The organism is Sphingopyxis macrogoltabida (assembly GCF_001314325.1).
Taxonomy (GTDB): domain Bacteria; phylum Pseudomonadota; class Alphaproteobacteria; order Sphingomonadales; family Sphingomonadaceae; genus Sphingopyxis; species Sphingopyxis macrogoltabida.
Window position 1 is genome coordinate 3,353,536 of record NZ_CP009429.1, and the last position, 26,056, is coordinate 3,379,591.

Sequence of the window (26,056 nt, forward strand, 5' to 3'; positions counted from 1 at the left end):
GCGCTATAGGCGATGCAGCGCGGCGGCGGAAGGGCGGCCGACCTCGGCCATGCGGCGGGCGATCGCGGCGCGCGCCGCCTCGCTGATCGCCTTGCGATCGTGCGTCACCTCGGCGGGCAGCGGGTCGAGATAGTGGATGGTCAGCGGGATCGACCGCTTGCGCGCGATCAGCCGCTTGAAATTGTCGAGGCCCGATTCGGGGTCCTGCCAGGCGATGGCGGTCGCTTCGTCGCCATAGTCGAGGAAGACGGGCTGGATGCGCAGGTTCGGCGGCGGTGGAACGACCGCCTGGAACAGCGAACCGCGAAACGGCAGCAGCCCGTCGCCGGGTCCCGTCGTGCCTTCGGGGAACAATGTCACCGGGCGGCCGCGCGCGAGCGCACCGCGGAGGCTGTCGGTCTGCGCATGGATGTCGCGCCGCGCCTCGCGCTGCACGTAAATCGTGTGGTTCTGGTCGGCGAGCCAGCCGACGAGCGGCACATCCTCGACCTCCGCCTTCGACACGAAGGCCGACCGCGCCGCGCCGCCGAGGGCGAGGATATCGAGCCAGCTCAGATGATTGGCGGCGAACAGTACGTTGCGGCGGAGCCGCGTGCCGGTGGTGCGGACACGCAGCCCGGCGATCCAGCCGACGGCGTTGAGGAACGCCATCACCATCGGCGACGGGCGCCCGACGGCGCGATAGCAAAGGTGCGGGACGATCAGGAACAGCAGCGCCAGGACCATCAGGGTCATGCGCGCGACCGAGCGCCAGGTGATCGAGGCGCGATCAGTCGCGCTTGCGATCGAGGGAGACACCATAAAGCTCCATGCGATGGTCGACGAGGCGGAAGCCAAGCCGTTCGGCGATCACCTTTTGCAGCGCCTCGAGTTCGGGATCGACGAATTCGATCACCTTGCCCGTTTCGACGTCGATCAGATGGTCGTGATGCGCCTCGGGCGCCGCTTCGTAACGCGAGCGGCCGTCACCGAAATCGTGGCGGTCGAGGATGCCCGCTTCTTCGAACAGGCGGACGGTGCGGTAAACGGTGGCGATCGAGATGCCGCTGTCGATCTTCGACGCGCGTTCGTACAGCGTTTCGACGTCCGGATGATCCTCTGAATCGGAGATCACGCGGGCAATGATGCGGCGCTGCTCGGTGATGCGCAGCCCCTTTTCGTGGCACAGGGCTTCGAGGTCGATGGAACCGGTCATGCTGGCCTTTCCTGCAATATGCAGCCATGTCTTTGTTCTGCGAACTGTATAGGGTCGCACCGCCGATAGGACAAGGGCGGCACCGAGTGGTCCCGCCCTTCCCTGCCCGCATGGGGCCAGATGATCGTAGGTCTTAGGCCTTCTTGCGCTTGCGGCCGCCACCGCGGCCCTTGGTGCCGAGGCCGATTTCCTTGGCCAGCGCGCGGCGGCGCTCGGCATAGTTCGGCGCGACCATCGGATAGTCGGCTGGCAGTCCCCATTTGGCGCGATAGTCGTCGGGGGTCATGCCGTAATGCGTCATCAGGTGGCGGCGCAGCATCTTCAGCTTCTTGCCGTCCTCGAGGCAGACGATGTGATCGGGCTTCACCGACGAACGGATCGACACGGCAGGCACCGGCTTTTCCTCCGGAACTTCCTGATGACCGAGGTTGGAGAGCGCGGCGTGGACATTGTTGATCAGTACCGCGAGATCGGAGATCGCGACGCTGTTGTTGCTGACGTGCGCCGCGACAATGTCGGCGGTCAACGTCACAAGCATTTCAGAAGTATCGGCTTGATCCGACATGAGAGCGTATCCTTATCATTTTCCCAGAAGAGCAGGCAAGAATATCAGCGTTATTCTTCCGCCTGTCGATTATCCTGCCAGACAAATGCCGGAGCCGCAACGGTAGAATACTAAGTTATAACCGTACGCCCGACCGCCGCATGGTAATCGCGTCGCGCAGAACGCCGTCGGCGCCGCGGTAATAGGCCGGCCGGCGCCCGCATTCCGAGAAACCGGCGCTCTGGTAAAGATGAACGGCGTCATTGTCAGCGCGCATTTCGAGGAAATAGTCGTCGGCACCTTCGAGCAGCGCCCATTGCTGCCAATCGTCCATCAACAACTTGCCGACGCCCTGCCCGCGCCGGTCGGGGTCGACCGCGAGCAGCAAGAGCTCGCTCTCCGGCCCCGCGATGCGTGCGGCGGCAAAACCGCAGGGCCGCTCGCCATCCCAAGCAAGCGAAACGCGCGCCGACGGCAGCGCGAAAAGCGTCAGCAACTGCGCCGCGCTCCACGCTTCGCCATAAACGGGATCGAAGGACGCCTCCATCACGCGCATCACGGCGGACAGGTCGGCGACCCGCGCGGTGGCAAGGCGGATCGCCGTCACGCCGCCCCCATCGGCTTGGCGTCGGGCGCGCGGCCATAAATCGGGCTGGGATCGTCGAACAGAGCAGCGTCGGGCAGCCGCACGAAAGCCGCCGCATCGGGTAGCGAAGACAAGGCACGCCCCGAACCGCGGCGCGCGACGAAAGGTTCGGCCCGATTGCCGACGACAAGCGCATCCTCGATCAGCACCGCGTCGTCGGGGAGCAATGATCGCACCGCGGCACGGGGCGACAGGTCGGCGGCGAAAGGCTGGACGAACCATTGGCCGTGCCCGCCCTCCATCACGACAAGGCCGCCGTCGGCAGCCGCGATCGCATCGGCAGCGCCCGCCGCGACGAGGGCGAGGGTCGAAAAGCCATGCACCGGCACCTGCCAGCCGAGCGCGAGCCCGCGCGCCGCCGCGACGCCGATGCGCACGCCGGCGAAGCTGCCCGGGCCGCAGCCGACAACGATGATATCGGCGCGGCCACCGTCCTCGAGCTCGGCGATCAGCGGCACCAGCCGTTCGGCATGGCCGCGTCCGATAACCTCGTGACGGCGATCGACGACGCGTCCATCCACGATCAACGCCACCGAACAGGCCTCACTCGCCGAATCGATGACCAGTTGCCGCATCGAGGAGCCGGAACGTCCGCTCAGGCGATGCTGTTGAAGCGGCCGAAATCGGGCCGCGGGCTGCGTTCGAAAATGCTCGCCGGATCGCCGTAGCCGAGGGTCGAGATGAAGTTGCTCTTCACGTTCGGCTGGTCGGCGAAGAAGGCCGCATCGACCGCCGCATTGTCGAAGCCCGACATCGGGCCGGTGTCGAGCCCGAGTGCGCGCGCCGCGAGGATGAAATAGGCGCCCTGCAGGCTCGAATTGCGGAACGCGGTCGTCTCGGCATGCGCCGCATTGCCCGCGAACCAGCTCCGCGCGTCGGTGTGCGGAAACAGCTCGGGCAGATGCTCGTAAAATTCATTGTCCATCGCGATGATCGCGGTGACCGGCGCCTTCAGGATCTTTTCGGCGTTCGCCGGCATGGTGAGCGGCGCCAGCTTCTGCTTCGCTTCGTCCGAAACGCACCAGATGATCCGCGCCGGCAGCGCGTTGGCGCTGGTCGGGCCATATTTCATCAGGTCCCAGATCGCGTGCAATTGCGCTTCCGATACCGGCTTGTCGATATAGCCGTTATAGGTGCGCGCGGTACGAAACAGCTGGTCGAGGGCGCTATCGGAAAGCGGCTCGCTCATCGGGCATTCTCCTGTCGGTATTGGCTGGTCGGGGTCCTCAGACGGCGTGGACGGCCGTCACTTCGGGCACATAATGTTTGAGCAGCGATTCGATGCCGTTCTTCAGCGTCGCGGTCGACGAGGGACAGCCGGCGCACGCGCCCTGCATCTTCAGATAGACATTGCCCTTGTCGAAGCCGCGATAGACGATGTCGCCGCCGTCGTTGGCGACCGCCGGGCGGACGCGCGTTTCGATGAGTTCCTTGATCTGCTCGATGATGTCGGCGTCGGCGGGATCGTCGGCAAAACCGGCCTCATCCTCGGCCGGCACCGAAAAGCCGGCGGCCGCGGGATGGAACAGCGGCAGGCCACCAAGGAAATGGTCCATGACGATGCCGAGCACGTCGGGCTTCACATCGGCCCATTCGGCGCCCGGCGCGATTGTCACCGAGACGAAATCGCGGCCGAAGAAAACGCCGGTGACATCGCCGAGCGTGAAGAGCGCGGTCGCCAGCGGCGACGCCTCGGCCTCTTCGGGGCTGGCAAAGTCGCGCGTTCCCGTCTCCATCACCGCCCGGCCGGGCAGGAATTTGAGCGTCGCGGGATTCGGCGTCGATTCGGTTTCGATCAGCATGGGGTGCATGTGGGACGCCACGGCCCTTTGTGCAAGATAACATAGATGCGCCGCAGCATAGATGCGCTAGGGGCGTGCGATGCGCCGCTTCGCCCATTTTGCCGCCCTCGACTGGTCCGGCGCGCGCGGGCCGCGACAGCGCGGGATTGCGCTGGCGGTGGCGAGCGGCGCCGATGCCCCGGCACTGGTACGGCCGGGACATATCTGGTCGCGCGGCGAGATACTGGACTGGCTCGAGACGATCGCAGCGACGGGTGAGGACATGCTGATCGGTTTCGACTTTTCGGCCGCCTTCGCCTTTGCCGACCGCGGCGCCTATTTCCCGCTCTGGAACGAGAGCCCCGACCACCTGCCGGGGCTGTGGGCGCTGGTCGAGCGGCTGGCGGCAGGCGAACCGCATTATGAGATCGGCGCCTTCCTCGCGCATCCGGAGGCGCGCCGCCATTTCCGCCACGCCCGCGGCGACACCGGCGACCTGTTCGAGCCCGGCGCCGGGCGGCTGCGCCTCGTCGAGCAGCATCAGCGTGCAACGAAACAGGCGGCGAGCGTCAGCAATTTCAACCTCGTCGGCGCGGCGCAGGTCGGCAAGGCCAGCCTCGCGGGGATGCGGCTGCTCCACCGGCTCCGCGGGCGCATCCCGCTCTGGCCGCTCGACCCGGTGCCCACGCAAGGCCCGCTGCTCGTCGAAATCTACACCAGCCTTGCGGCGCGCGCCGCCGGGATGGCCGCGGGGCGCAGCAAGATCCGCGACGGCGCCGCGCTCGACGCGGCCCTCGCCGCGCTCGGCTCGCCGCCCGCCGGCATATGCGGCCCGGTCAGCGACCACGCCAGCGACGCGCTGCTCGCCGCCGCCTGGCTCCGCACCATCGCGCCCGCGCCGGCGAGCTGGTCCCCTGCCCCGCTGACCGACGAGCTTGCCCGTACCGAAGGCTGGACCTTCGGCATCGTCTGACGCTTTTTCGAGGGGGCGCATTTTATGGCGATCGGATGTTTCCATCCGGCCGGAAAATGCTCTAGGGGGCGCAAATGGCGCGCCGGCTTAGCTCAGTTGGTAGAGCACCTGATTTGTAATCAGGGGGCCACGGGTTCGAATCCTGTAGCCGGCACCAGTTCCGCCTCTTCGCCATAGACCTCTGCTGCGGCGGCCGCCCCGACTAGGCAGGCTGGCGCCAGCGGTAGGTGACGTTCACGCGTTCGGACAGCAGCAGATAGGGCATCCACACGACGATGCTGATGAACGCTTTCTGGAGGTTGCTGGTCAGCAGCGGGACGATCGCCGCCGCCACCTCGGCCGGCAGATGGGGGGCGCCGCTGACATATTCGGCGATGGAAATCTGCGAGGCAACGTCGACACCCCACGTCAGCAACAGCATGCGCGGGAAAAACGGCATCCGGCGGAGCGCCATGAAGAAGCAGAGCGCATAGAGGAAATTCATGACGATCAGGTCGGTCGCCATCGCGAAATAAATCATCTGGCCCCAGACCGGCGACGATCCGGTCATCGCCGGTACCCCCGCCATGAATTCGGCAGTGCGGACGGGGATATTGAGCAGCATGCCGAGCAGCAGCGACGCCATGACCCCGACCGGGCCAAAGGCGGGATGATCGCGCGCCGCCAGCGCATTCAGCGGGCGCCAGTTGCCGAAGCGCGCAAGGCGGATTTCGGGCTGCGCAAAATCGGTGCCGCGCGGGAACAGTGCGTTCGCCGCCCAATAGGCGAAGAAAGGGCTGGCGAGGATCAGCATGTGCGGAACGAACAGCACCAGCATCGAGGTCAGGCCGGTCGCTGGCGTCGCCGGGAACGCCATGCGCGCGAAACAGATCAGCGCAACGACGACGGTCCAGCCGAGCAACAATGCGCGAACCTTGTTCTCCAGCGGCGCGACGAAGCGCACGCTCTGGCGGAACAACCGCTCTCTCACCGTCCGGATGGCCGCGCTGGTCATGCAAAGCTTCTCCTGCCTCGATGCTTATGTAAAACGGCCATGGTTAACAAATGATTTGAGATCGGATCGGTTGCAGCGACGCGCAGCACCCTGCGGTCGGCGCGATCGGCGGAACAGGGCAGGTTTCGCGAACCCTGCGGCGAAAAGCATCGCGGTAACGGGCGGTTACGAATCGCCGCCGCGACTCGCGATCGAATCAACAAATATGAAGTTTAAATGACGTTAAAGTTGAAAATGGTTAATGCAAAATAGTCGCCAAGTGCCTCATAACATAGGTTAATATTCTGTTGACCATCGGGGGCAAAAGCGATTGAATCAACTGGTTCCTGAGGGGGGACCGCATTGACAGGTTGAGCCGGCGCAAGCCGCAGTTTCGAAACCGGGTCGCGTCGGTTCTTATGCACTCCTTTCCTCGGGAAATGTCTGGCCGCCTCCATGGGGGGGGAGGGCAGACATCGCCGCTTTCCCTTGACCCGGAGGCGGTAACAGGAGTCAGACCATGAAGAAGGTCGCGTCCGTCAAGGTGGTGTAATTTCGGCTGTGGCCGTGGGCCATCGTCAGGCGGCTTTGGCGGTGATGTGTAGGGGCTGATTTTCCTCCTCGATCATGGGTTGGTTGAGTTCGGCCATGCCTTCGATCTGCATGTATCGGTGCTGGAGCTGCCACTCGTCGTTCTGCTCCATCAGCACAGCCCCGACGAGGCGGATGATGCTGTCTTCGTTCGGGAAGATTCCGACGACGTCGGCGCGGCGCTTGACCTCCTTGTTGAGCCGCTCGAGCGGATTGGTTGAGTGTAACTTCGTGCGGTGCTGGGTGGGAAAGCCGGTGTAGGCGAGCACGTCGGTTTCGGCCTCGTCCATGCAGGCGCCGAGCTTGGGCCAACGGGTGCGCAACTGGTCGGCGACCTGTCGCCAGACCTGCGTTGCGCTTTTCTGATCGGGCTGCAGGAAGACCTGGCGGATCGCGGCGGCGACGACAGTGTTCTGGCCCTTGGGCACATAGGACAGGGCATTGCGCATGAAGTGCACCCGGCAGCGCTGCCAGGTGGCGCCCATGACGCGGGTGATCGCGCCCTTGAGGCCCTCGTGAGCATCGGAGATGACCAGCTTCACGCCGGTAAGACCGCGCCGAACAAGGTCCTTCAGGAAGTCGGACCAGAAGACCTCCGCTTCCGAGGGGCCGATATGCAGGCCGACGATCTCGCGCCGGCCCTCGGTGTTGACGGCCATGGCGATTATTGCGGCAACGCTGATGATCCGCCCGCCTTCGCGTACCTTGAGATAGGTGGCATCGAGCCAGAGATACGGCCATTCGCCGGTGAGCGGGCGTTTCAGAAAGGCATGGACGCGCTCGTCAATGTCCTTGCAAAGCTTGGAGACGGTGGACTTGGAGATGCCGGTCATGCCCATGGCCTGGACGAGTTCATCGACCCGCCGGGTGCTGACCCCGCCGATCCACGCTTCCTGGATCACCGCAACCAGCGCTTTCTCGACCATCTTGCGGGGCTCAAGGAAGCCCGGAAAGTAGGACCCAGCACGCAGCTTGGGGATTTTCAGGTTCAGCGTGCCTACCCGGGTATCCAGCGAACGGTCGCGATAGCCGTTGCGCCAGGTCGCGCGCTCGCTGCTGCGTTCGTGGCGACCCGCGCCGATCAGGCCATCAACGTCGGCCTCCATGATCAGCTGCAGCACGTTCTCGGCGATGGTGCGCAAAAAATCCGGTTGGCCGCCCTTCGCAGCAAGCTCTTCGATCAGTAATCTGTCCTCGGTCATCGGGAACTCCTCTTCGTCACGGTTGAAGTGTGCAAACTCCACCATAACGATGAACCCGGTGGCCACCAGCGACGCCGCATTCCGGGGTGGGGCATGCCCCACCCCGGAATACACCATCGCCTACACCGGAAATTACACCACGAGCGCGGACGCTAACCATGAAGAATTTTCTGAAGAATTTCGTGCGTGACGAAAGCGGCGCTTCGGCCGCTGAATATGTCCTCATCCTCGCAATCGTCGGTTCGGCTATCGCCGCTTCGGCCGTTGCTCTCGGCGACTCGATCGGCGGGGCGATGGATAAAGCCAAAGCCACGATCGATGGCTACGATTACGCACCCTAAATATCCGAATTTATTGGTCGGATGCTGTTGAGGCATCCGACCAATATTGTTTTAGGTCAGTGGGGGCGGACCAATGTTTGCGGGTAGGAACGGGATAGTTGTCGGTGCGGCAGTCGTATTGGGCTTGTTCGTCGTATTTCTGGCGAATTCCTTTTTCAGCGGCGTGGAAAGACAACAGAAGCTGCAAGCCGAGCAATCGCAGCTCGTTCAGGTTCTCGTTGCGTCGCAGCCTTTGGATTTCGGTTCCGTCCTGACCCCCGAGAATACAAGATTGGTGCCCTGGCCGGCGGGCTCCCTGCCCGAAGGCGCCTTCAAGACGCCAATCGGCGTCATAAACAACCCCCGCGGACCGCGCGTCGCGCTGCGCCCGATTGCCATCGGTGAGCCGATCCTTGCTTCCAAAATCAGCGGCATCGGGGGCCGGGCTGCCGTCTCGGCTTTGCTGCCTGACGGCATGCGTGCGGTCGCGGTCGGCGTTAACGCGGTGACCGGGGTCGGCGGCCTCGTGACGCCGGGCGACGTCGTCGATGTGCTGGTAACCCGTGAAATGGGCGGCCAGGATGCCAACGACAAAGACCAGATGACCGACATCGTGCTCGAAAAGGTCCGGGTGATCGCGATCGATCAGGTTTCCGACGAAGACAAGACCGACCCCAAGGTCGCGAAGACCGCGACGCTGGAGGTCGATGCGGTCGGCGCGCAGAAACTCGCCTTGGCCACCGAGATCGGAACGATCTCGCTCGCGCTGCGCAATGTGACGAGCATCGAGGATGGCGCGAACATGACGGTGACCCAACAGGATCTGGGCAGCGGCTGGCTCTCGGCGCCGCGGCGCTCGCAAAACCAGCCTTCCCCCGGCCTCGCCGGCCTGCCGCCGGGCTTCCTGAGCGAAGCGCCGATGGCCGCGCCGCGCTATGCCGCACCGCGCGCACCCGCCGCGCCGCCGCGCCCCGCCGGTCCGTCGGTCGAAATCGTGCGCGGCACCACGCCGACAACCTATGAGGTCAAACGCCATGGCTCGTGATTATCGCCGCGGCGCCCTGCGCCTGATCCTGCTGCCGCTGGCCTTCGCGGCCGCGCTGCCCGCCGCACACGCGCAAATGAGCAGCGCCGGAATCCATGCCGGCCAGCTCGATGTGCCGCTGAACAAGAGCCAGACGGTGACGCTCGACCGTCCCTTTGGCCGCGCGATGATCGGGTCCGACGAGATCGCCGACATCATGCCGATCTCCGACCGCTCGATCTATGTTCTCGGCAAGAAGATGGGGACGACCAGCCTGACCGTCTACGACAAGGGCGGACGCGTCATCACCATCGTCGATGTCGCGGTCGGCCCCGACGTGCTGTCGCTGCGCCGCCAGCTTTCCGAACTGATGCCCGGCGAGCCGATCGACGCGCGCATCTCGAACGATGCGGTCGTGCTGTCGGGCGTCGTCAGCAGCGCCTCCGCGGCGCAGAACGCGGTGCAGATCGCCGGGACTTATGCCGGCGAGAAGGTCGTCAACATGATGGGGATCGGATCGAGCCAGCAGGTGATGCTGGAGGTCCGCTTTTCGGAGATCAACCGCCAGACCGGCAAGGAAATCGGCGTCAGCGGCTTTTTCCGCAACGGATCGGGCAGCTTCGATGGCGCGATCGGCAACGGCGCGTCGCTGATCCCCGATGTCGATACCGGCAACGGCGTACTGAAGCTGGGGTCGATCACCGACAGCTTCGGCATTTTCCGCAAGAGCTTCAATGTGGCCGGGCTCGACATATTGGGCGTGCTCGACAGTCTCGAGAAGAAGGGTCTGGCCAAGACGCTCGCCGAACCGACACTCGTCGCGCTGTCGGGCGAAAAGGCGAGCTTCCTCGCCGGCGGCGAATTTCCCATCCCCGTCGTTCAGGGCGGTGGTGGCATCGGTGGCAACAATGGCGCAAGCATCACGATCGAGTTCAAGCCATTCGGCGTCAGCCTCGGCTTCACCCCGACGATCCTCGCCGACGGGGTGATCAACATGATCGTCGAGCCCGAAGTCAGCTCGATCGATCCCAATAATTCGATCGTCCTCAACGACATCACCATCCCCGGGCTGCAGACGCGCAGGGCATCGACGACGCTCGAACTGCGCGACGGCGAATCCTTCGCCATCGCGGGGCTGATCCGGCAGGATTTCGCAACCACGGTGCGTCAGGTGCCGCTGCTCGGGTCGATTCCGATCATCGGTTCGCTGTTCCGCTCGTCGGGCTTCAAGCGCGGCGAGACCGAGCTGCTGATCGTCGTCACGCCGCGCCTCGTCCAGCCGATCCGGCCGAACCAGGTCGCGCTGCCCACCGAACGCGTCGGCGATGCGAAGGAACTCGACCTGTTCCTGCTCGGCCGCACCGACGGCGCGGTGCCCGCCGTGCCGCCGATCGACCAGACCGCGCCGCCGGCGAAGCCGCGCGCCCCGGCGACTGCCCAGGAAGGAAGCGATTATGAATATTGATCGTCGCATCGCCGCCGCAGCCGGGCTCGCGCTGATCGCGGCGGGCTGTACCCCGACCGATGCCACCTTCGGCAATGCAGTGCGGCAGACGATGGCGGCGCAGGTCGTCAATCCCGACCCGCAATATGACGATCCGGTCCCGACGACCGAGGGAGCCAAAGGGGCCGAGGCGGTCGAGCGCTACCGGACGGACAAGGTGAAGCAGCCCGACACGATCCGCACGACCGACACCGACACCGGCTCGCCGCGATAAGACGAGGGGTGGTTCCGTGGGCAAGAATATCGACATGGGACCTGCCGCCAGCGATGGATTTCTGCGCTTGAACTGCAAGATCAAACTGCTGATCTCCGACGAGGAATTCGGACGGTCGGCGCTCTCCCGCGACGAGTTTTCGGATCTGTCCTTCGAACTGGTCAGCCTCGGCGCCGATGCGCCGGTGCGGCCCGACATGATCGGCGATGCCGAATTGCTGGTCGTCGAGCTGCACGCCGGCGACCCGCGCTCGATGCAGCGGCTGACCGCGCTGCGCGCCCGCTATCCTGCCATACCGCTGATCGTCGCGATGCGCGACGGCGACCTCGCCACCACGCGCGCGCTGATCCGGCAAGGCGTCGACGATGTCATCGCGCTGCCGATCCAGCGCGCCGAATTCGACGACGCCGTCAACAATCTGCTCGCCGCAACGGCAAAGGAAGCGACGCGCGAAGCAGGACTGGCGCCGGTCATCGCGGTGGCGCAAAGCGTCGGCGGGATCGGCGCAACGACGGTCGCGACCCACCTCGCCCACTATCTCGGCGCGATCGGCGAAGGCGGCTGCTGCCTCGTCGACCTCGATCTCCAGTTCGGCAATGCCGCCTCCTATCTCGGCCGTTCGTCGGGGCTGACGATGGACGACCTGCTCGACGCCGGGACGCGCGCCGATGGCGAATTGCTGCGCACCGTCGCGGCGGCCGACGAAGGTATCGCGGTGATCGCGGCGCCCGAAAAGATCGCGCCGCTCGAGGCGGTCGAAGTCGACCAGCTCATGCGCGTGCTCGACCTTGCCCGGCGGCAATATGGCCATGTCGTGCTCGACCTGCCCGGCAACTGGGCGAACTGGACGCTGTCGGCGATCGACAAGGCCGACCTGATCCTGCTCGTCGTCGATCTGTCGATCGGCAGCCTGCGCCAGGCGCGGCGGCGGCTGACCCTGTTCGAGGAAACGGGCATCGACCCGGCGCGCATCCGGATCGTCGCCAATCGCATCGAAAAGCGGATGTTCCGGACGATCGGGGTACAGGACGCCGCCGACGCGCTGCACTACCCCGTCTTCGCGACCGTCCACAGCGACTATGCCGTCGTCCAGTCGGCGCAGGATCAGGGCGTGCTCGTCGGATCGATCGCGCGCAAGAACAAGGTCGCTGCCGATCTGGCCGCGCTGGCGGAACAGGTCGTCGGCGCACTGGGCGGGGGCTGAGCGCATGTGGCAGGTCCAGAAGCGGAAGAATGCGGGCGCCGAGGAAGCGCCGGCGCCGATGCCGGGTCCCGCCGGCGGGGAGAATGGCGACGACCGCGCCGCCGCGCTCCTCCTCCTCAAAGTACAGGTCCATCGCGAGTTGCTGGACGAAATCAACCTCGCCCAGCTCGACAAAATGTCGCGCGCGCAGATCGAGGCGGAAGCGGGCGACGTCATCACCAATATCCTCGGCCGGCACCAGATGGCGCTGACTGCCGTCGAACGCAAAACGCTCGTCAGCAACGTCCTCGACGAACTCCTCGGCCTCGGCCCGCTCGAACCGTTGCTGCAGGACGAGACGATCACCGATATCCTCGTCAACGGTCACGCCACGGTGTTCGTCGAACGCATGGGCCTGCTCGAACGCGTCGGCACGCGTTTCAAGGACGAACGGCATCTTTTCCGGATCATCCAGAAAATCGCGAGCGGAGTGGGACGCCGCATCGACGAGTCTTCTCCCTTCGTCGACGCCCGCCTGCCGAACGGATCGCGCGTCAACGCGATCGTTCCCCCGCTGGCACTCGACGGTTCACTGCTCTCGATCCGCAAATTTTCGCACATCCCGATCAACATGGCAAAGCTTGTCGAATTCGGCAGCGTTCCCGCCGCGATTGCCGAGGTGCTGGAGGGCGTCGTCGCGGCGCGGCGCAATATCCTGATTTCGGGCGGCACGGGCTCGGGCAAGACGACGCTGCTCAACGCGGTGTCCTCGTTCATCGACGAGCGCGAACGCATCGTCACCATCGAGGATTCGGCCGAACTGCAATTGCAGCAGGAACATGTCGCGCGCCTCGAGACGCGCCCCGCGAATATCGAGGGCCGCGGCGAGGTAACGCAGCGCGATCTCGTCAAGAATGCGCTTCGTATGCGGCCCGACCGGATCATCATCGGCGAGGTGCGCGCCGGCGAGGCGTTCGACATGTTGCAGGCGATGAACACCGGTCACGACGGTTCGATGACCACCGTCCACGCCAACACCGCGCGCGACGCGCTGGCCCGCGTCGAACAGATGGTCAGCATGAGCGGGATCGAGATGTCGCCACGCGCCGCGCGAGCGCAAATCGCCTCGGCCATCAATGTCGTCGTCCAGATCGGCCGCCTGTCGGACGGGCGCCGCCGCCTGCTCAGCCTTTCCGAGATCACCGGGATGGAGGGCGATATCGTCACCATGCAGGACATTTTCCTGTTCCGCATGACCGGCCGCGATGCCGACAACCGGGTCCTTGGCCATTTCGAGGCGACAGGGATCCGTCCGAAGTTCCTCGATACCTTGTCGGCATATGGGATCGAACTGGCGCCCGACCTGTTCCGGCCCGACCGGCCGGTGGCCTGAGATGAGCGACACCGCCCTTCGTTTCGTGACCATGGTGGTGCTTTTCGCCTTCATCGTTCTGGTCGCGCAACTGGCGGGCGGCGCCATCGCCGACCGGCGCAGCAAGAGCCGCGCGGTCAATGCGCGTCTGCGGATGATCGAGGCGGGGGTCGACCGCGAAATGGTCACCGCCCGGTTGCGCAAGGACGTTCCGCACGACATTCCCGGTGCCCCGCGCTGGGTTTCGGACGCGGCGCGTGCGTTTCACCGCATGCTCAACGCCGCGAATATAAAGCGCTCGCCGCTCGAGATATTCATCTTCATGCTGCTCGGAGCGGCGATAGTCACGGCTGCCATCCTCACATTGGCGGGATGGTCCGGCACCGCGGTCACCATCGGGGTCATCCAGCTTGCGATGGCGGTGGGCATCGTCGTCGGCCTGCTCCTGCCGTGGATGGTGATCGGCCGGCTGGCCGATGCGCGGCGGCGGCGCATGGAAAGCCAGTTTCCGGTCGCCCTCGACGTCTTTGTCCGCGGGCTGCGCGCCGGGCATCCGATCCCGGCCGCGCTCAACCTGCTGGTCGAAGAGATGGAAGATCCGGTCGGCACCGAATTCGGCATCGTGGCCGACGAGATCGCGTTCGGTTTCGGCCTGCGTGAAGCCTTGGCGCGGATGGCCGAACGGTGGGGGCTCCCCGATATCGACATGTTCGTCGTATCGGTCTCGGTCCAGATGGAAACCGGCGGCAATCTCGCCGAAATCCTGGAAAATCTGGGCCGGGTCATCCGCGAGCGCGCCAGCATGTTCATGAAGGTCCGCGCCCTGAGTTCGGAGGGCCGGATGACCGCTCTCGTCCTGACCGTACTACCTATTCTGGCGTTCATCGGCCTGTTTACCGTCAGGCCGGCCTTCTATCTCGATGTTGCCGACGATCCGATCTTCATCATCGGTTTCGCGGCCATATTGCTCCTCTACCTGATCGGCTTCCTTGCGATCCGGAAGATGGTGGACCTCAAGGTCTGACATGGTCGAACAGATCGCCCTGTCCCCCTTCATGCGCTGGGCCGTCCTGTTGCTGCTGTTCGCGCTCGTGACCGCCGCCACCTTTCTGGCGATCCGGACCGTACTCAGCCGCCGCCTGGTTCTCGATCGGCTCGAAGAGCAATCGAAGGCGGCCATTTCGGAAAGCGTCGCCGCCAGGTTGCAAGCGTCCACAGCAAAGGCCAGTGCCTGGGCAAGACTCACCGAACGGATCGAGCGAGGCGGTCTTTCGCTGGGGGATTCCGATCCCAAGGCATTGCAGCGCAAGATGATCGCAGCAGGCTATCGCTCACCGCAGGCTCCGAAAATCTTCACGCTCGTCCGCCTGCTCTTGATCGTGCTCCTGCCCACGATCGTCGTTCTCCCCCAACTGGCGTCGGACAAGCCGATCTCGTTGCTGAGCCTCTATCTGCAGGGAGCGGGCTTCGCCGCGATGGGCCTCTTTTTGCCCAATCTCTACCTGACGGCGAAAGCAGACCGCCGGCGTCAGGAAATCGTCAACGGCTTTCCCGATTGCCTCGATCTGATGCTGGTCTGCGTCGAAGCGGGGATGGGGCTCGAAGCCGCGCTGGACCGGGTGGCGCGCGAAATGACGACTTCGCACCCGCTCGTCGCCGAAACGTTGCTGCAAACGACCCTCGAATTGCGCGCCGGCGCCAGCCGCGAAGAAGCGTTGCGCGCCATGGCCGACCGCACCCGCGTCGACGAGATCCGCGCCTTTGCGACGCTGCTGATCCAGTCCGACAAGCTGGGATCGAGTATCGCAATGACGCTCCGCACCTACGCCAGCGAGATGCGCGAAAAGCGGCGAATGCGCGCCGAGGAAAAGGCGCATCGCCTGCCCGTCCTCCTCTCGATCCCGCTCGTCGTCTGCATGCTGCCGGTCATGATCGGCGTGCTGATGCTGCCCGCTGCCGTCCGGGTCGTGCGCGAAGTCGCGCCGGCCCTGACGGGAGGGGGATGACCGTGCGCGTCCGTGCCCTGTCCTTCGCACTGGCCGCATGCGTTCTCGCAAGCTGCTCGTTCGGCCCGCGCCTGCAATCGGCGCTGCCGGTGGTTCGGGACGTGCCGGTTCTTGCCGGCCTGTCGCCGGCCGAATCGCTCGCCCGCGCACGGACCTATCTGACGTCGCGGCAATATGGCCTGGCGATCGAACTGTTCAGGGCAGCGGGCCGCGATCCGGCGCTCGAGATCGACAGCCTGAACGGGCTTGCGATCGCCTATGACGGTATCGGACGGCGCGATCTCGCCGAACGCTATTTCCAGAAAGCGCTCGCGGTCCGAACCGGCGACGAACGCACACGCCACAACCTCGCGGCCTTCTATGCAGCGTCGGGGCAGTCCGAAAAGCGGCAGGCCCTGCTCGCCGACGCGGCGGCGGCACCGATCGATACGCAGGCGGCCGCTATCACGAGCGAGTCGTCCTTTCCGCCGACACCGGGTTCCGCCGCGCGACCGGTCGCGGCCGCGAACGCCGATCTGCGCACAACAAGCCCGCTTGGCGAAACTTTTGCCCCCTTGCTGGTAAAGGCCGGCTTCAGTGACGAAGCATCGTCGCCGCCGGCGTCGCTTTCCGACGATTTGTCGATAGCGTGCCTCGGCCACAGCGCCGTTGCGCGACGCGATGCCGACGGCGCGATGCGGATGTTTCGCATCAGTATCGGCGAAGTCTTTATCGCAACCGAACCCGGCGGAACCTCCTGCGCCTTGGCCCCGCCGGCCGGGGATCCGGCAAGCGGAGCCGGGACGATGAGCAACAAGGCCTATCTGGAGCTGCTCGCTGCCTATCTCGACCGGCTCAACCGGCTGAATCTTTTCGCGGGGCTTGCCTTGCCTACCCCGACCGGGGCAAGCTGATGCACCGCCGTCGTAACCCGATACTCGCGATGATCGCGGCGATCGCTGCCGGCTGGCTGTCGTTTGTCCCGCTCCGGGCCTATGAAAATCCACCCGCGCCTCCCCTGCCCACCGACCTCGCAGCACAGCGTGCCGATATGCTGGGGGCGATCGACAAGGCGTTGGCGGGTCAGCGGCTCGTCGAAGCAAAGGCCTTGCTCGACCGGCTGGAACCCGAACCGGGCACGGGCGAAGACGATCGCGCCGACCTGCTTCGTGCAGAATGGCTGATCGCGGTCGGGCGTCCGCGCGATGCGATCCCGCTTCTCGTATCGACCGAAGAGATCGACGGCCGACAATGCCGGAAATTGTCCGCTGGCATGATCGCCCTCACCCAGCTTTCCGAACTCGATCAGGCCGACCGTCTCGCCGCTGCTCCCGCAGCGACCTGCATCGCGGATCCGTTATACTGGCGCAGCCTTGCCCGATTGCACCTTGCCCGCGATCGCGCGCCGGCTGCGGTAAGCGCGCTTCGCAGGGCTCTTGCACTGGTTCCGGAAAACAACGCCGTGGCGGCCGATCTGGGCGTCGCATTGATTGCAACCGGCGATGCCGCCGAGGCGGCGGATCTGTTGTCGAAGCTTCTGGCAAGCGACCCCGGTCAGTCCGAGGTCCGGATGAACCTCGATTATGCGAACGGCATGCTGGGATTGCAGCCAGCGCGCGCGGCATCGGACAGCGACCTCGGGTGGAGCAACCGCCTGCAGTTCGCGGGGCTGGGCGCGCAACGGGCGAACCATCTTGTCCTTGCCGAGGCCTTGCTGGGTCAGGCGCTGATCGAACGGCCGCGCCATGACGACAGGCTGTGGCACCAATATGTCGCCGTCGCCGGGCGCCACCGAAAGGGCGCGGGACTTTGATCGCCATCAAGGCGGCGTTTGTGACCATATTGGCGTTCGCCGCCTGGTCCGACGCGCGCCGCTTCCTCATTCCGAACATCTACTCGTTGCTGCTGTTGCTGCTCGGCGCGCTGGCTTGGGTCGCGGGCTTCCCCTTTGCCGCGCCGCTCTGGTCCCACGCGGCGCATTTCGTCTTGGCGCTCGGGCTGGGAATGCTGCTGTTTCATTTCGGCTGGTTCGGCGGCGGCGACGTGAAACTCTATGCGGCGCTGGCTTCGTGGTTCCCGCTCTCGAGCGGCCTTTTCCTGTTACTTACCGTGTCGTTGAGCGGTGCGGCGGTCGTCCTGCTGTCGATCGTCTTTCACCAGATCCGGGCATTTTACGGTCCGGCGGAGCGCAAAAAGGGCAGCTTCATGACGCGCCGGATCGCGTACGGGCTGGCGATTGCGGCCGGCGGAGTATTTTCGATGCTCTGGCGCTATTCCTGACCTGCGGCCCGCGGCAACTCAGGTTACCGGCGTGGCGGGACGGCAGGCCTTTGCGGTCAGCGTAACGCTCAGCGGGATCGCCGGCACGAGCGCCTGAAAATCATAGGATGCCTCGACCTGCCGGCCGCATGCGGGGGACGATGCGGTGAAATTGTCCGCGGTGAGGCTCGCAACCCCGGAATTATTGGCGGCGGTCGCGGCAAAACCCTGAACATTCTCCGCCGTGTCGCACAGGCGCGTCGTCAGTTCGGCGCGATCGAGCGCGTAGCAACGCGCCGCCGCCTCGACCACCGATTGCATCGTGCTGCGCATCCACATCGCCCGCCCGAATTCGATGATGCCAAAGCTGAACACCAGCAACAGCGGCATGACGAGCGCGAACTCGGCGGCCATGGCGCCGCCGCGCGCGGCGCGAAATCGGCGATGCCACGCGGCCATTCCGATCCGCCCGGTCATGATATGCGCACCGTGGCGGTGCCCAACAGCGACACCGGGCTGAACCAGATCGGCGTATAGTCGGTGCTCGTTTGCACCGTCACATAGCGGCCGGGAAATTCGTTGTTCGCGCATTTCACTCCGGCGCTGCCGGGGGTAATTCCCGCTGCAGCATCGGGGCAGCCGAAAACTGGTAACGGCTCTGCGGGGAAAGTGACCGCCAGATTGGTCGCGCTCGTTGCGGCCGCCTTTACTTTCGCGGCGTCGAACCCCTTGGTTGCGTTGACGAACGCATAGTTAGCGCCGGCGCGCGCTGCCGCCTGCACCTCCATCTTCGTCCACGCCATCGCGCCGAGATCGATGGTGCCGATCAGCAACGCGATCAGGATCGGCAACACCAATGCGAACTCCACACCACTTGCGCCCGATCGATGGCGCAGCAGGTGGTTCAGGAAGGAAGACACGCGTCCGGGCATCGCCTCACTCCATCAACGCGATGGATGAACCGCCCGGGCTGCGGATGCCGGTGCCCGGGCAATTATTGTTCATGTTCGCGTTGTTCTTCATGTCGATGCGTTGCGCCACCAACTGCGTGCACAGCCCGGCGTTGAACGTCATATTGTTCTTAAAATTGATATTCTGATTGCGGAAATACATCGCGCCCTGGACATTGAACGTCACATTGTTCTTGAAGTCCTGGCTGGTCGGTGACGTCGCCAGGCTCATGATGGCAATCCCGGCATAGGTGCCTGTGCTGGGCGCCGTGATGTTCAACGTCATGCCGTTGTTCGTGTTCGCGTCGTTAAACGCGGCGCCGTTCATAAGGATCAGGGTCACCCCGCCGGTTGCATTGATCTTCAGATTGTTGCCGTTGGTCAGGGTCTTTCCGATGTAGTAGGTGCCGGCGGACAAGTTGATGGTCACGCCGTTCCCGACCGCGATGCCTTCGCAAAAATAACCGGGGCTGTAGTTGACCGTCTGGTTGTTGCTCGCGGTCATCTTGGCGGTGCCGGTGCAGGAGGATGGTACCGTCACGTCGGCATAGGGGTCCGCCACCGGCGGAACGCCGGTCTGTTCGGTTCCGATCGTCGCGCCGTTGCTCTTGCTGACCGTCCCCGACACATAAGCCGATCCGAAAATCTTGCTGTTGTTGGACATCGACATATTGGCGTTCGAATAGACGGCACATCCGGGATTTGTGACTTCGTTGTTGTTGCTCATGCTGACCGCGGTGCCGCTCGTGGCAAGGCCGATGATGCAGGCGTTGCCGCCGGCGGAACCGCCCGCGACCGCGCGGGCGCGGACATTCGCTTCGCCGCCGAGCAGATATCCGGCGAGCCAGGTCGCCTGCGGCTCGGTCACCGTCACTTCCCAATAGCCGCTTTTCCCGGCAAACTGTCCCGCGGCTGGAGGGTTGGTCACGGTCACCGCGACGCCATTCTGGCCATCCACGAAACCCATGCCCGCCGTGATCGCGCGGGCATTCATTGCCGCGTTGGCACTGGTGTTCCCGGCTTTTGCCGCCACCGCCGCCGAGAAGGCGGCCTGATCGGCAGCGCCCTGCGCCTGCCGCTTCTGGACATTCCAGATGCCGACATCGACCGCCAACGCACCCATGCCGACGAGAACCGGCATCGCGATTGCAAAAACGGCTGCCGTCGCGCCGCGGCGATCCGCAGGCAGCCTGGTCCAATTCCGCATGCGAGCCCTCCCACAAGAATCACGCTGCGACCCGAAAGAAAGCTACGCCATGGTTGATGAATCTTCAACCAAGAAGTTGGCAGAAAAGCGCGCTTCATGGCACAAAATGAGGCATATTATCCAAGCAAAGGCGGCGCGAATATTATAAGCCGATCCGCCAGATTGCCGGACTCCGCCCTTCCCTCCGATGGAAAGATCCTTTTTCTTCCATGTCATCATGTCCGATTTGCATCGGCCATGCTGTTTACCGCCAGATCTCATCTCATAGATTTTCATTCCTTTATAGCGACTTATCTCGTCGCCCGTTTCGCGAATATGCCGCACGACCAATTTTATACATTAGTGCTTGATTTACGTGAACGCTGGCGCCTAGACTTCCCGCACCGCATGCGCGGCGTGATCGGCGGAGGATTTCGACATGACAGAAGCAGTGAAAGAAGGTCCGGCGCCCAGCAACGCAGCGCCGACGCCGAGCGCTGGCGCCGGTGCGGCAAAGACCCTCGCGCCTTCGGGCTGGCCGGCGGCGGAACGCGACCATTTCTGGCGCATCCAGCAGGCGGCGCTGCCCGGCAACCCGGCCGGCCGCGGCCAGGGCGGCGCGGTGGCGACGGCGCTCAACGGCTTCGCGGCGCGCGTCGGCGAGGAGGCGCTGCGCCAGGGCGGATCGGCGGTCGATGCGGTAATGAGTTCGGCGCTGGCGCAGATCGTGCTCGGCGGCGGCGCGGTGATCAGCGTCTTCGGCATCCTGGCGCTGATGCATGTCGACGGCGCCAGCGGCGAGGTGACCTCGCTCAACGCCGGCTGGAACACCGTGCTGGGCGAGGATGATCCGCTGTCGATCCCGGGCAAGCTGAACGCCGCCGGCGACGGCATCGCCAATATGATGGGCTCGGGCGAACCCTCGGGGCGCACCGCGCTGGTCGGCGGTTTCATGCGCGGGCTCGAGGCGGCGCATCGCCGCTATGGCAAGCTGCCCTTCGCGCGGCTGTTCGAGGCGGCGATCGAACTTGCCGAGGACGGCTTCATCGTCTCGCCGGGGCTGGCGCGCTATATCGATATCCGCAAGCAAGACCTCGCGCGGCTTCCCGAAACCAAGGCGGTCTTCTTCAAACCCGACGACACCCCCTATGCCGAGGGCGATCATTTCCGCCAGCCGGCGCTCGCGGAGACGCTGCGCCGCGTCGCGGTGGAGGGCGCCGACTATATGTACACAGGTGCATGGGCGGCGAAATGCATCGAGGCGATCCAGGCCGATGGCGGGCGGATGACGCTGGACGACCTTGCCGCCTACCAGCCGGTGTGGTCCGACCCGGTGACGATCGAGCGCCGCGGGCACACGATCGCGCTGCTCGGCGAGCCGTGCGAGGGCAGCGTCAACCTTATCGAAACGCTCAACCTCTGCGAAGTTGCGGGCATCCGCGAGCGCGGCCATTGGTCGCAGTCGGCCGACAGCCTGATGCGCCTCGCCAAAAGCTGCGCCGCGATGGGCGGCATGCGCTACGAGACCGAAGAGGAGCAGGCGGCGACCTTCCCGGGGATCGAGATGAGCCGCGACGCGCGGCTTTCCAAGGAGCATGCGCGCGCGCTCTGGTCGCGGCTCGAGGATCAGTCGCCGATCCGCTTCCTGCCCAAGGGCACGCATTCGGACGTCGTCGTCGCGGTCGATGCCGACGGCAATATGGCGGCGCTCTGCCACTCGATCAATTGCCTGATCTGGGGCCGCACCGCGATCGTCGTCGACGGCGTCTCGGTCGGCGACCCCGCCGCCTATATGCAGACGATGGTCGCGGCGACGCCGCAGGGCGGGCAGCTTCCCAACCCGATCGAGGTCGGGATCATCCTGAAGGACGGCAAGCCCGACACCGCCTGGTCGTCGATGGGGGTCGGGCTGCATTACCAGACGACGCAGTCGCTGCTCAACATCGTCGATTTCGACATGGGCCTTGAGGAAACGGCGAATGCGCCGCGCCTGTTGCTGCCGATCTCGCCCGACGCGAGCCAGCGCGAGTTGATCCTGCGCGTCGTCGACGGCGAGGTTCCCGACGAAGTGCTCGATGCCACCGGGCTCGAAATCAAGCGCATCCAGCCGGTGGAGGCGCGTTTCGCGCAGGGGCTGTGGGTGGCAATCCGGCGCGACGCGGTAACGGGCGAGCTGACCGCAATCTCGCCGACCTACACCAACGGGCAGGCGACCGCTTTCTGATCGACGGGAGGGCGGCGCGGTCGCCCTCCCTACCCTGTCATTCGGTTGCGGCGAGCGCCGCCTGCCAGTCGGGCCCGGCGGCGACCGGCAGGAGAAAGCGCAAAGCGCGCGCGATGGCGGCGCCAGCCACCGATCCGTGCGTCTCGCCGGGAAACTGGACAAACTGCGTCTCGACGCCATGGCGCGCGAGGGCGGCGCGCATCCGGAACGCATTGCTGATGATCGCAAAGTCGGCGAACATCGTCCCCGGGTCTTCCTCCAGTGCCCCCGCCGACAGAAAGGCGCGCCGGCCTTCGGGCAGCGCGGGAAGCTGCTCGATCAGCCGCACCATGACCGGGTCGCCCACCGATTGCGGCAGCGCGCCGGCGACGGGCGATTGCGGGTCGACGAGCATCGGGCTCATCAAGGCATAGCCCTGAAACAGGTCCGGCGCTTCCGCCATCGCATAAGCCGCGAAATGCCCGCCCGCCGAAATGCCGAGAAGAACGCGGCGCGCCGGGTCGATCTCCCCGACGTGCCGCTCGACGGCGGCGATGACATGATCGCGCAGCGCCGCGAGGAAAGCATCGGCGCCGCCAAATTCGAAACTGCCGTAAGCGCCCGCCGAAAAGCTGCGCCGCGGTCCGCGGTAAAAATCGAGGAAGCGGCGCATCGAGACGAAGGCGAGGTCGCCTTTCTCTTCGGCATAGCCGATCCCAACCACAACGGCGGGAGCAAGCTCACCGCCGAGGCTGCCGACGCGAACCGCATCGACGACGGTTCCGAACATATAATCGGCGTCGGTGACGTAGACCACCGCGGTCGGGCCATCGTTCGCCCCGACCGCGGGCTGGATCGCGCGCGCGATCGAGATGCGCAGCGCGGTGCCGAGACCCGGCGGCTGGATGACGAAGGTTTCGATCCCAGCCGCCGGACCGGGCGCCGGCACCAGTTCGGCGGGCGTGTCGTCACTCATCACTGCTTCTCCTTGCCGGCCGTTATGCCGAGATCCTTCACGATGCGCCCGTCCTGAATGACGAGCGGGATATACGCACCGCCATCCTGAAACAGCCCGAGGTCGTCGAGCGGATTGCCATCGACGAGGATCAGATCGGCGATCATTCCCGGCGCGATACAGCCGAGATCGTCCTCGCGCCGGAGCAGCCGCGCGTTGACGATCGTCGCCGAGCGGATGACGTCGGCCGCCGGCATCGCCTGCCCGCGGAGCAGGAACTCGCGGCCCTGCCGCGCGTGGAACGGCCCGAGCAGGTCGGTCCCGAAACCCAGCTCGACGCCTGCCGACCGGCAGGTTTCGAGCGATTTCAGCCCCGCGTCGAACACCCCGGCATTCTTGGTCAGCGCGGCTGCCGGCATGCCATATTCGGCGCCATGCTGATCGAAGCTGTCATAGGTGGCGAGCGTCGGGACGACGAAGGCGCCGCGTTCGGCGGCCAGCGCCGCCACCGGCGCGTCGATCATATTGCCATGCTCGATCGAACGCACACCGCATTCGAGCGCGCGGCGGATCGCCGCCGCCGAATAGGCGTGGGCGCAGACATAGACGCCCCAGTCGGTCGCCGCCTGCACCGCTGCAGCGATTTCTTCGGCGGTGAACTGGAGGCTGTCGAACGGATCGCTCGGCGAGGCGATGCCGCCCGAGACGGTCAGCTTGATATGATCGGCACCGCGCCGCAACTGTTCGCGCACCCCGCGCAGCATGTCGGATACGCCGTCGGCGATGTGCGAGAGCAGGTCGATGCCGCTGCAACAGCCGCAGGTCGCCGGGCCATGTTCGACCGGGCTGCGATAATCGACATGGCCGCCGGTCTGGCTGATCGCCTTGCCCGCGATGAACAGGCGCGGGCCGCGCAGCGTGCCGCTCGCCACTGCTTCCTTGAGTCCGTGATCGGCGCCGCCGGTGTCGCGCACCGTCGTGAAGCCGCGGTCGAGCATGTCGTTCAGGATCGGGCCGGCGCGCACCGCGGCGAGCGTTGCGGGCATCGTCTTGAGCCGGCCGATGTCGAGTTCCGACACCATGACATGGACATGCGCGTCGATCAGCCCCGGCATCAGTGTCCGGCCGCTGCAGTCGATCACCCTGCCGTCATCGGGCGTCACCGGCCGGTCGGAGACTTCGCCGATCCGGCCACCCCGCACGAAGACCGACCGGCCATCGATCAGCCGCCCGGCCTCGACGTCGAGGATGCGCGCGTTCGTCAGGACGAGCGCGGCATGGCCTGAAACGGTCAAGCCGCCTCCGCGACCCGCTGCCGCGCGGTCCAGTCGTCGATCAGCGCCTCGAGCACCGGCAGCGTCACCGGCCCCGCCGCCATCAGCGCATCATGGAAATCGCGGATGCGGAAATCGTCGCCGAGCGCCGCCTCGGCACGCGCGCGCAGTTCGCGGAACTTGAGGTTGCCGATCTGGTAGGCGAGCGCCTGTCCCGGCAGGCCGATATAGCGATCGACCTCGGCGGTCACCGTCTCGAGCGGCATCGCCATATTGGCCTGGAAATAGGCGATTCCCTGCTCGCGGCTCCACCCCTTGGCGTGGATGCCGGTGTCGACGACGAGCCGGACCGCGCGCCAGATTTCCATCTCCAGCCGTCCGTAACGCTTTTCGGGCGTATCGTAGAAATCCATCTCTTCGCCGAGCCGCTCGCAATAGAGCGCCCAGCCTTCGAGACACGCCGAGTAACGCAGCCCGCCGAAGCGGCGGAAGGCGGGGAGCTGGTCCATCTCCTGGATCAGCGCGAGGTGCATCAGATGCCCCGGCCATGCCTCGTGCAGCGCGAGCGGCAGGTGCATATAGCGCGGGCATTTGCCGGGGATCGACGTGATCCAGTGAACGCCCGGCATGCTGCCGTCGGCCGGGTTGGGCTGCGCATAGGCGGGCGGCATCTTCTCGGCGACCGCCTCGGGGATGCTCTGCACGCCATAGGTGGTCCGCGGCACGCGGCCGAAGAATTCGGGGATGCGCGCGTCGATCCGCTTCGACAATATCTCGATCTGTTCGCGCAGCGCCTCGCCGCTTTCGGCGATCTGGCTGTTGTCGGTCTGCAGCCGGCGGCGAAACTCGCCAAGGTCGCCTGCGCAGCCCGCGTCGGCGGCCACCGCCAGCATCTCGCCGGTAATCCGCTCGACCTCCGCCAGGCCGAGCGCATGAATATCATGCGGATCGCCCGGCAGCGTCGTATATTCGCGGATCAGATGGCCATAGAAAGCGTCGCCATCGACATCGTCGATACTCGCCAGCCCGTCGCGCGCCGCGGGGAGCAGCACCGTCTCCAGGAAATCGGCATAAGCCAGCACGGCGGGATAAACCGCCCGCTCGACAACCACCATGCCCTCTTCGGCAAGCGCCGCCCACGCCGCCGACCGGCTGGCGGTGCGCGCCAGCGGCTGGAAGAAGGCATTGGCCGCGACGGGCATGGCGACCATGCCGCGTGCCTGTTCGACCGCGCGCTCGATCACCAGCCGCGGATAGCGCAGCCCCTGCTCCACGCCTTCGCCGAGCAGGGCGCGGATGTCGCCCATCGCTGCCGGGACCGTCTGCAATCGCGCGATATAGGTGCGCGCGTCCGCAACGGTCGCGAGCGCGGTGGCGTTCGCCCAGTAAGAAAGGGTGAAATCGGGACCGAGCGGATAGAGCGGCGGCCGGAGATAGGCGCGGCAGGCCACCGCCGAGACCAATGCCGACAGCTCGTGCTCGAGGAGCAACCAGCTCGCCCGGTCCTGCGGGTCGAGCCCGTCGGGCGCGATCGCCCGGAGTTTCGCCAGCGCTGCTTCGGCCCATTCGGCGCGGCGGCGATGGTCCGCCGGCGCTTCGCGAAACAGACTGCCGGCATCGGTCGCGACGCCCGCCATGATCGCCTCGATCGGAAATTCGGCGCAGCGGAAAGCCCAATAATCTTCGGCGAACTGCTTCAATAGCTGATGCTCGGCCATTTTT

At 65.4% G+C, this 26,056-nt stretch carries 29 protein-coding genes and 1 tRNA gene; 14 read left to right on the plus strand and 16 right to left on the minus strand.

Annotated features, from left to right (window positions below; translation table 11 throughout):
• Window positions 1–3: 3 nt before the first annotated feature.
• From LH19_RS16485 to LH19_RS16515, 7 genes are all read right to left on the minus strand, one after another.
• On the minus strand, window positions 4–801 hold the full coding sequence (locus LH19_RS16485; RefSeq protein ID WP_234715952.1) for a lysophospholipid acyltransferase family protein: 798 nt from the start codon (window positions 799–801) through the stop codon (window positions 4–6).
• Window positions 770–1,195 carry a Fur family transcriptional regulator gene (locus LH19_RS16490; protein WP_054586989.1) on the minus strand — a complete coding sequence of 142 codons (426 nt, stop codon included), beginning with the start codon at window positions 1,193–1,195 and terminating at the stop codon, window positions 770–772. The genes LH19_RS16485 and LH19_RS16490 overlap by 32 nt, the downstream gene beginning before the upstream one ends.
• Before the next feature lie 133 nt (window positions 1,196–1,328).
• Window positions 1,329–1,760: a MucR family transcriptional regulator gene (locus tag LH19_RS16495; RefSeq protein WP_054586988.1), complete on the minus strand. Its 432-nt coding sequence runs from the start codon at window positions 1,758–1,760 to the stop codon at window positions 1,329–1,331.
• A gap of 115 nt (window positions 1,761–1,875) precedes the next feature.
• Complete coding sequence (locus LH19_RS16500) at window positions 1,876–2,346, minus strand: GNAT family N-acetyltransferase (protein ID WP_145923495.1); 471 nt, start codon at window positions 2,344–2,346, stop codon at window positions 1,876–1,878.
• On the minus strand, window positions 2,343–2,960 hold the full coding sequence (gene tsaB, locus LH19_RS16505) for a tRNA (adenosine(37)-N6)-threonylcarbamoyltransferase complex dimerization subunit type 1 TsaB (RefSeq protein WP_054730347.1): 618 nt from the start codon (window positions 2,958–2,960) through the stop codon (window positions 2,343–2,345). The genes LH19_RS16500 and tsaB overlap by 4 nt, the downstream gene beginning before the upstream one ends.
• A gap of 20 nt (window positions 2,961–2,980) precedes the next feature.
• Entirely contained in the window at window positions 2,981–3,574 is a 594-nt protein-coding gene (locus LH19_RS16510; RefSeq protein ID WP_054730350.1) for a malonic semialdehyde reductase, read from the minus strand.
• A 37-nt stretch (window positions 3,575–3,611) separates the two neighbouring features.
• Entirely contained in the window at window positions 3,612–4,187 is a 576-nt protein-coding gene (locus tag LH19_RS16515) for a NifU family protein (RefSeq protein WP_054733699.1), read from the minus strand.
• 79 nt (window positions 4,188–4,266) lie between these two features.
• Here LH19_RS16515 and LH19_RS16520 point away from each other — a divergent pair, with 79 nt between their 5' ends.
• Window positions 4,267–5,139, plus strand: coding sequence for a hypothetical protein (locus LH19_RS16520; RefSeq protein WP_054730353.1), 873 nt, complete (start codon window positions 4,267–4,269; stop codon window positions 5,137–5,139).
• An 81-nt stretch (window positions 5,140–5,220) separates the two neighbouring features.
• Window positions 5,221–5,296 (plus strand) — tRNA-Thr (locus tag LH19_RS16525).
• Between the two features lie 45 nt (window positions 5,297–5,341).
• Here LH19_RS16525 and LH19_RS16530 read toward each other — a convergent pair.
• Both LH19_RS16530 and LH19_RS16535 read right to left on the minus strand, forming a co-directional pair.
• The gene (locus LH19_RS16530; protein WP_145923496.1) at window positions 5,342–6,133 is read right to left on the minus strand and encodes a DUF2569 family protein; all 792 of its coding nucleotides are present in this window, start codon (window positions 6,131–6,133) and stop codon (window positions 5,342–5,344) included.
• 557 nt (window positions 6,134–6,690) lie between these two features.
• Window positions 6,691–7,905 (minus strand): IS256-like element ISSpma2 family transposase, encoded by a 1,215-nt coding sequence (locus tag LH19_RS16535; protein ID WP_006954973.1) that lies wholly within the window; start codon window positions 7,903–7,905, stop codon window positions 6,691–6,693.
• A gap of 158 nt (window positions 7,906–8,063) precedes the next feature.
• Between LH19_RS16535 and LH19_RS16540 the strand changes: the two genes are divergently transcribed.
• From LH19_RS16540 to LH19_RS16590, 11 genes are all read left to right on the plus strand, one after another.
• Window positions 8,064–8,246 carry a Flp family type IVb pilin gene (locus tag LH19_RS16540; RefSeq protein WP_054730359.1) on the plus strand — a complete coding sequence of 61 codons (183 nt, stop codon included), beginning with the start codon at window positions 8,064–8,066 and terminating at the stop codon, window positions 8,244–8,246.
• Window positions 8,247–8,319: 73 nt separating this feature from the next.
• Window positions 8,320–9,270: a Flp pilus assembly protein CpaB gene (gene cpaB, locus LH19_RS16545; RefSeq protein ID WP_082395799.1), complete on the plus strand. Its 951-nt coding sequence runs from the start codon at window positions 8,320–8,322 to the stop codon at window positions 9,268–9,270.
• Window positions 9,260–10,714, plus strand: a complete 1,455-nt coding sequence (locus tag LH19_RS16550) for a type II and III secretion system protein family protein (protein WP_145923497.1) — start codon at window positions 9,260–9,262, stop codon at window positions 10,712–10,714. The genes cpaB and LH19_RS16550 overlap by 11 nt, the downstream gene beginning before the upstream one ends.
• Window positions 10,704–10,967, plus strand: coding sequence for a hypothetical protein (locus tag LH19_RS16555; RefSeq protein WP_054730370.1), 264 nt, complete (start codon window positions 10,704–10,706; stop codon window positions 10,965–10,967). Before LH19_RS16550 ends, LH19_RS16555 begins: the two co-directional genes overlap by 11 nt.
• A gap of 67 nt (window positions 10,968–11,034) precedes the next feature.
• Entirely contained in the window at window positions 11,035–12,171 is a 1,137-nt protein-coding gene (locus LH19_RS16560; RefSeq protein WP_167346285.1) for an AAA family ATPase, read from the plus strand.
• A 4-nt stretch (window positions 12,172–12,175) separates the two neighbouring features.
• Complete coding sequence (locus LH19_RS16565; RefSeq protein WP_234715953.1) at window positions 12,176–13,543, plus strand: CpaF family protein; 1,368 nt, start codon at window positions 12,176–12,178, stop codon at window positions 13,541–13,543.
• A 1-nt stretch (window position 13,544) separates the two neighbouring features.
• The gene (locus tag LH19_RS16570) at window positions 13,545–14,546 is read left to right on the plus strand and encodes a type II secretion system F family protein (protein WP_054730376.1); all 1,002 of its coding nucleotides are present in this window, start codon (window positions 13,545–13,547) and stop codon (window positions 14,544–14,546) included.
• A gap of 1 nt (window position 14,547) precedes the next feature.
• Entirely contained in the window at window positions 14,548–15,528 is a 981-nt protein-coding gene (locus LH19_RS16575; RefSeq protein WP_054730379.1) for a type II secretion system F family protein, read from the plus strand.
• Window positions 15,525–16,421, plus strand: coding sequence for a tetratricopeptide repeat protein (locus LH19_RS16580; protein WP_062912978.1), 897 nt, complete (start codon window positions 15,525–15,527; stop codon window positions 16,419–16,421). Before LH19_RS16575 ends, LH19_RS16580 begins: the two co-directional genes overlap by 4 nt.
• Window positions 16,421–17,320 (plus strand): tetratricopeptide repeat protein, encoded by a 900-nt coding sequence (locus LH19_RS16585; RefSeq protein ID WP_054730384.1) that lies wholly within the window; start codon window positions 16,421–16,423, stop codon window positions 17,318–17,320. Before LH19_RS16580 ends, LH19_RS16585 begins: the two co-directional genes overlap by 1 nt.
• Window positions 17,317–17,787, plus strand: a complete 471-nt coding sequence (locus LH19_RS16590) for an A24 family peptidase (RefSeq protein WP_054730387.1) — start codon at window positions 17,317–17,319, stop codon at window positions 17,785–17,787. Before LH19_RS16585 ends, LH19_RS16590 begins: the two co-directional genes overlap by 4 nt.
• Window positions 17,788–17,805: 18 nt before the next feature.
• Here LH19_RS16590 and LH19_RS16595 read toward each other — a convergent pair whose 3' ends face one another.
• Genes LH19_RS16595 through LH19_RS28745 form a run of 4 tightly spaced genes read right to left on the minus strand, consistent with a single transcriptional unit; the run spans window position 17,806 to window position 20,247 of the window.
• A complete protein-coding gene (locus LH19_RS16595) occupies window positions 17,806–18,243 on the minus strand; it encodes a TadE/TadG family type IV pilus assembly protein (RefSeq protein ID WP_054730390.1) in 438 nt (145 codons plus the stop codon).
• Complete coding sequence (locus LH19_RS16600) at window positions 18,240–18,698, minus strand: TadE/TadG family type IV pilus assembly protein (protein ID WP_082395804.1); 459 nt, start codon at window positions 18,696–18,698, stop codon at window positions 18,240–18,242. The genes LH19_RS16595 and LH19_RS16600 overlap by 4 nt, the downstream gene beginning before the upstream one ends.
• Before the next feature lie 4 nt (window positions 18,699–18,702).
• A complete protein-coding gene (locus tag LH19_RS16605) occupies window positions 18,703–19,923 on the minus strand; it encodes a pilus assembly protein TadG-related protein (RefSeq protein WP_054730397.1) in 1,221 nt (406 codons plus the stop codon).
• Between the two features lie 42 nt (window positions 19,924–19,965).
• Window positions 19,966–20,247 carry a hypothetical protein gene (locus tag LH19_RS28745; RefSeq protein WP_145923499.1) on the minus strand — a complete coding sequence of 94 codons (282 nt, stop codon included), beginning with the start codon at window positions 20,245–20,247 and terminating at the stop codon, window positions 19,966–19,968.
• 94 nt (window positions 20,248–20,341) lie between these two features.
• Here LH19_RS28745 and LH19_RS16610 point away from each other — a divergent pair, with 94 nt between their 5' ends.
• Entirely contained in the window at window positions 20,342–22,126 is a 1,785-nt protein-coding gene (locus LH19_RS16610; protein WP_054730400.1) for a gamma-glutamyltransferase, read from the plus strand.
• Between the two features lie 37 nt (window positions 22,127–22,163).
• On the opposite strand, the gene LH19_RS16615 is transcribed toward LH19_RS16610, so the two are convergent.
• The 3 genes from LH19_RS16615 to LH19_RS16625 are packed head-to-tail and all read right to left on the minus strand — an operon-like array spanning window position 22,164 to window position 26,052.
• On the minus strand, window positions 22,164–23,081 hold the full coding sequence (locus tag LH19_RS16615; protein WP_054730403.1) for an alpha/beta hydrolase: 918 nt from the start codon (window positions 23,079–23,081) through the stop codon (window positions 22,164–22,166).
• Window positions 23,081–24,355 (minus strand): metal-dependent hydrolase family protein, encoded by a 1,275-nt coding sequence (locus LH19_RS16620; protein ID WP_082395806.1) that lies wholly within the window; start codon window positions 24,353–24,355, stop codon window positions 23,081–23,083. Before LH19_RS16620 ends, LH19_RS16615 begins: the two co-directional genes overlap by 1 nt.
• Window positions 24,352–26,052 carry a DUF885 domain-containing protein gene (locus tag LH19_RS16625; RefSeq protein ID WP_054730406.1) on the minus strand — a complete coding sequence of 567 codons (1,701 nt, stop codon included), beginning with the start codon at window positions 26,050–26,052 and terminating at the stop codon, window positions 24,352–24,354. The genes LH19_RS16620 and LH19_RS16625 overlap by 4 nt, the downstream gene beginning before the upstream one ends.
• Window positions 26,053–26,056: the final 4 nt, after the last annotated feature.

What these genes read in the sequence shown, in the direction of transcription:
- LH19_RS16485 (WP_234715952.1), bottom strand. Translation starts at nt 801, where the DNA reads ATGGTGTCTCCCTCGATCGCAAGCGCGACTGATCGCGCCTCGATCACC.
- LH19_RS16490 (WP_054586989.1), bottom strand. Translation starts at nt 1,195, where the DNA reads ATGACCGGTTCCATCGACCTCGAAGCCCTGTGCCACGAAAAGGGGCTG.
- LH19_RS16495 (WP_054586988.1), bottom strand. Translation starts at nt 1,760, where the DNA reads ATGTCGGATCAAGCCGATACTTCTGAAATGCTTGTGACGTTGACCGCC.
- tsaB (WP_054730347.1), bottom strand. Translation starts at nt 2,960, where the DNA reads ATGCGGCAACTGGTCATCGATTCGGCGAGTGAGGCCTGTTCGGTGGCG.
- LH19_RS16510 (WP_054730350.1), bottom strand. Translation starts at nt 3,574, where the DNA reads ATGAGCGAGCCGCTTTCCGATAGCGCCCTCGACCAGCTGTTTCGTACC.
- LH19_RS16515 (WP_054733699.1), bottom strand. Translation starts at nt 4,187, where the DNA reads ATGCTGATCGAAACCGAATCGACGCCGAATCCCGCGACGCTCAAATTC.
- LH19_RS16520 (WP_054730353.1), top strand. Translation starts at nt 4,267, where the DNA reads ATGCGCCGCTTCGCCCATTTTGCCGCCCTCGACTGGTCCGGCGCGCGC.
- LH19_RS16530 (WP_145923496.1), bottom strand. Translation starts at nt 6,133, where the DNA reads ATGACCAGCGCGGCCATCCGGACGGTGAGAGAGCGGTTGTTCCGCCAG.
- LH19_RS16535 (WP_006954973.1), bottom strand. Translation starts at nt 7,905, where the DNA reads ATGACCGAGGACAGATTACTGATCGAAGAGCTTGCTGCGAAGGGCGGC.
- LH19_RS16540 (WP_054730359.1), top strand. Translation starts at nt 8,064, where the DNA reads ATGAAGAATTTTCTGAAGAATTTCGTGCGTGACGAAAGCGGCGCTTCG.
- cpaB (WP_082395799.1), top strand. Translation starts at nt 8,320, where the DNA reads ATGTTTGCGGGTAGGAACGGGATAGTTGTCGGTGCGGCAGTCGTATTG.
- LH19_RS16550 (WP_145923497.1), top strand. Translation starts at nt 9,260, where the DNA reads ATGGCTCGTGATTATCGCCGCGGCGCCCTGCGCCTGATCCTGCTGCCG.
- LH19_RS16555 (WP_054730370.1), top strand. Translation starts at nt 10,704, where the DNA reads ATGAATATTGATCGTCGCATCGCCGCCGCAGCCGGGCTCGCGCTGATC.
- LH19_RS16565 (WP_234715953.1), top strand. Translation starts at nt 12,176, where the DNA reads ATGTGGCAGGTCCAGAAGCGGAAGAATGCGGGCGCCGAGGAAGCGCCG.
- LH19_RS16570 (WP_054730376.1), top strand. Translation starts at nt 13,545, where the DNA reads ATGAGCGACACCGCCCTTCGTTTCGTGACCATGGTGGTGCTTTTCGCC.
- LH19_RS16575 (WP_054730379.1), top strand. Translation starts at nt 14,548, where the DNA reads ATGGTCGAACAGATCGCCCTGTCCCCCTTCATGCGCTGGGCCGTCCTG.
- LH19_RS16580 (WP_062912978.1), top strand. Translation starts at nt 15,525, where the DNA reads ATGACCGTGCGCGTCCGTGCCCTGTCCTTCGCACTGGCCGCATGCGTT.
- LH19_RS16585 (WP_054730384.1), top strand. Translation starts at nt 16,421, where the DNA reads ATGCACCGCCGTCGTAACCCGATACTCGCGATGATCGCGGCGATCGCT.
- LH19_RS16595 (WP_054730390.1), bottom strand. Translation starts at nt 18,243, where the DNA reads ATGACCGGGCGGATCGGAATGGCCGCGTGGCATCGCCGATTTCGCGCC.
- LH19_RS16600 (WP_082395804.1), bottom strand. Translation starts at nt 18,698, where the DNA reads ATGCCCGGACGCGTGTCTTCCTTCCTGAACCACCTGCTGCGCCATCGA.
- LH19_RS16605 (WP_054730397.1), bottom strand. Translation starts at nt 19,923, where the DNA reads ATGCGGAATTGGACCAGGCTGCCTGCGGATCGCCGCGGCGCGACGGCA.
- LH19_RS16610 (WP_054730400.1), top strand. Translation starts at nt 20,342, where the DNA reads ATGACAGAAGCAGTGAAAGAAGGTCCGGCGCCCAGCAACGCAGCGCCG.
- LH19_RS16615 (WP_054730403.1), bottom strand. Translation starts at nt 23,081, where the DNA reads ATGAGTGACGACACGCCCGCCGAACTGGTGCCGGCGCCCGGTCCGGCG.
- LH19_RS16625 (WP_054730406.1), bottom strand. Translation starts at nt 26,052, where the DNA reads ATGGCCGAGCATCAGCTATTGAAGCAGTTCGCCGAAGATTATTGGGCT.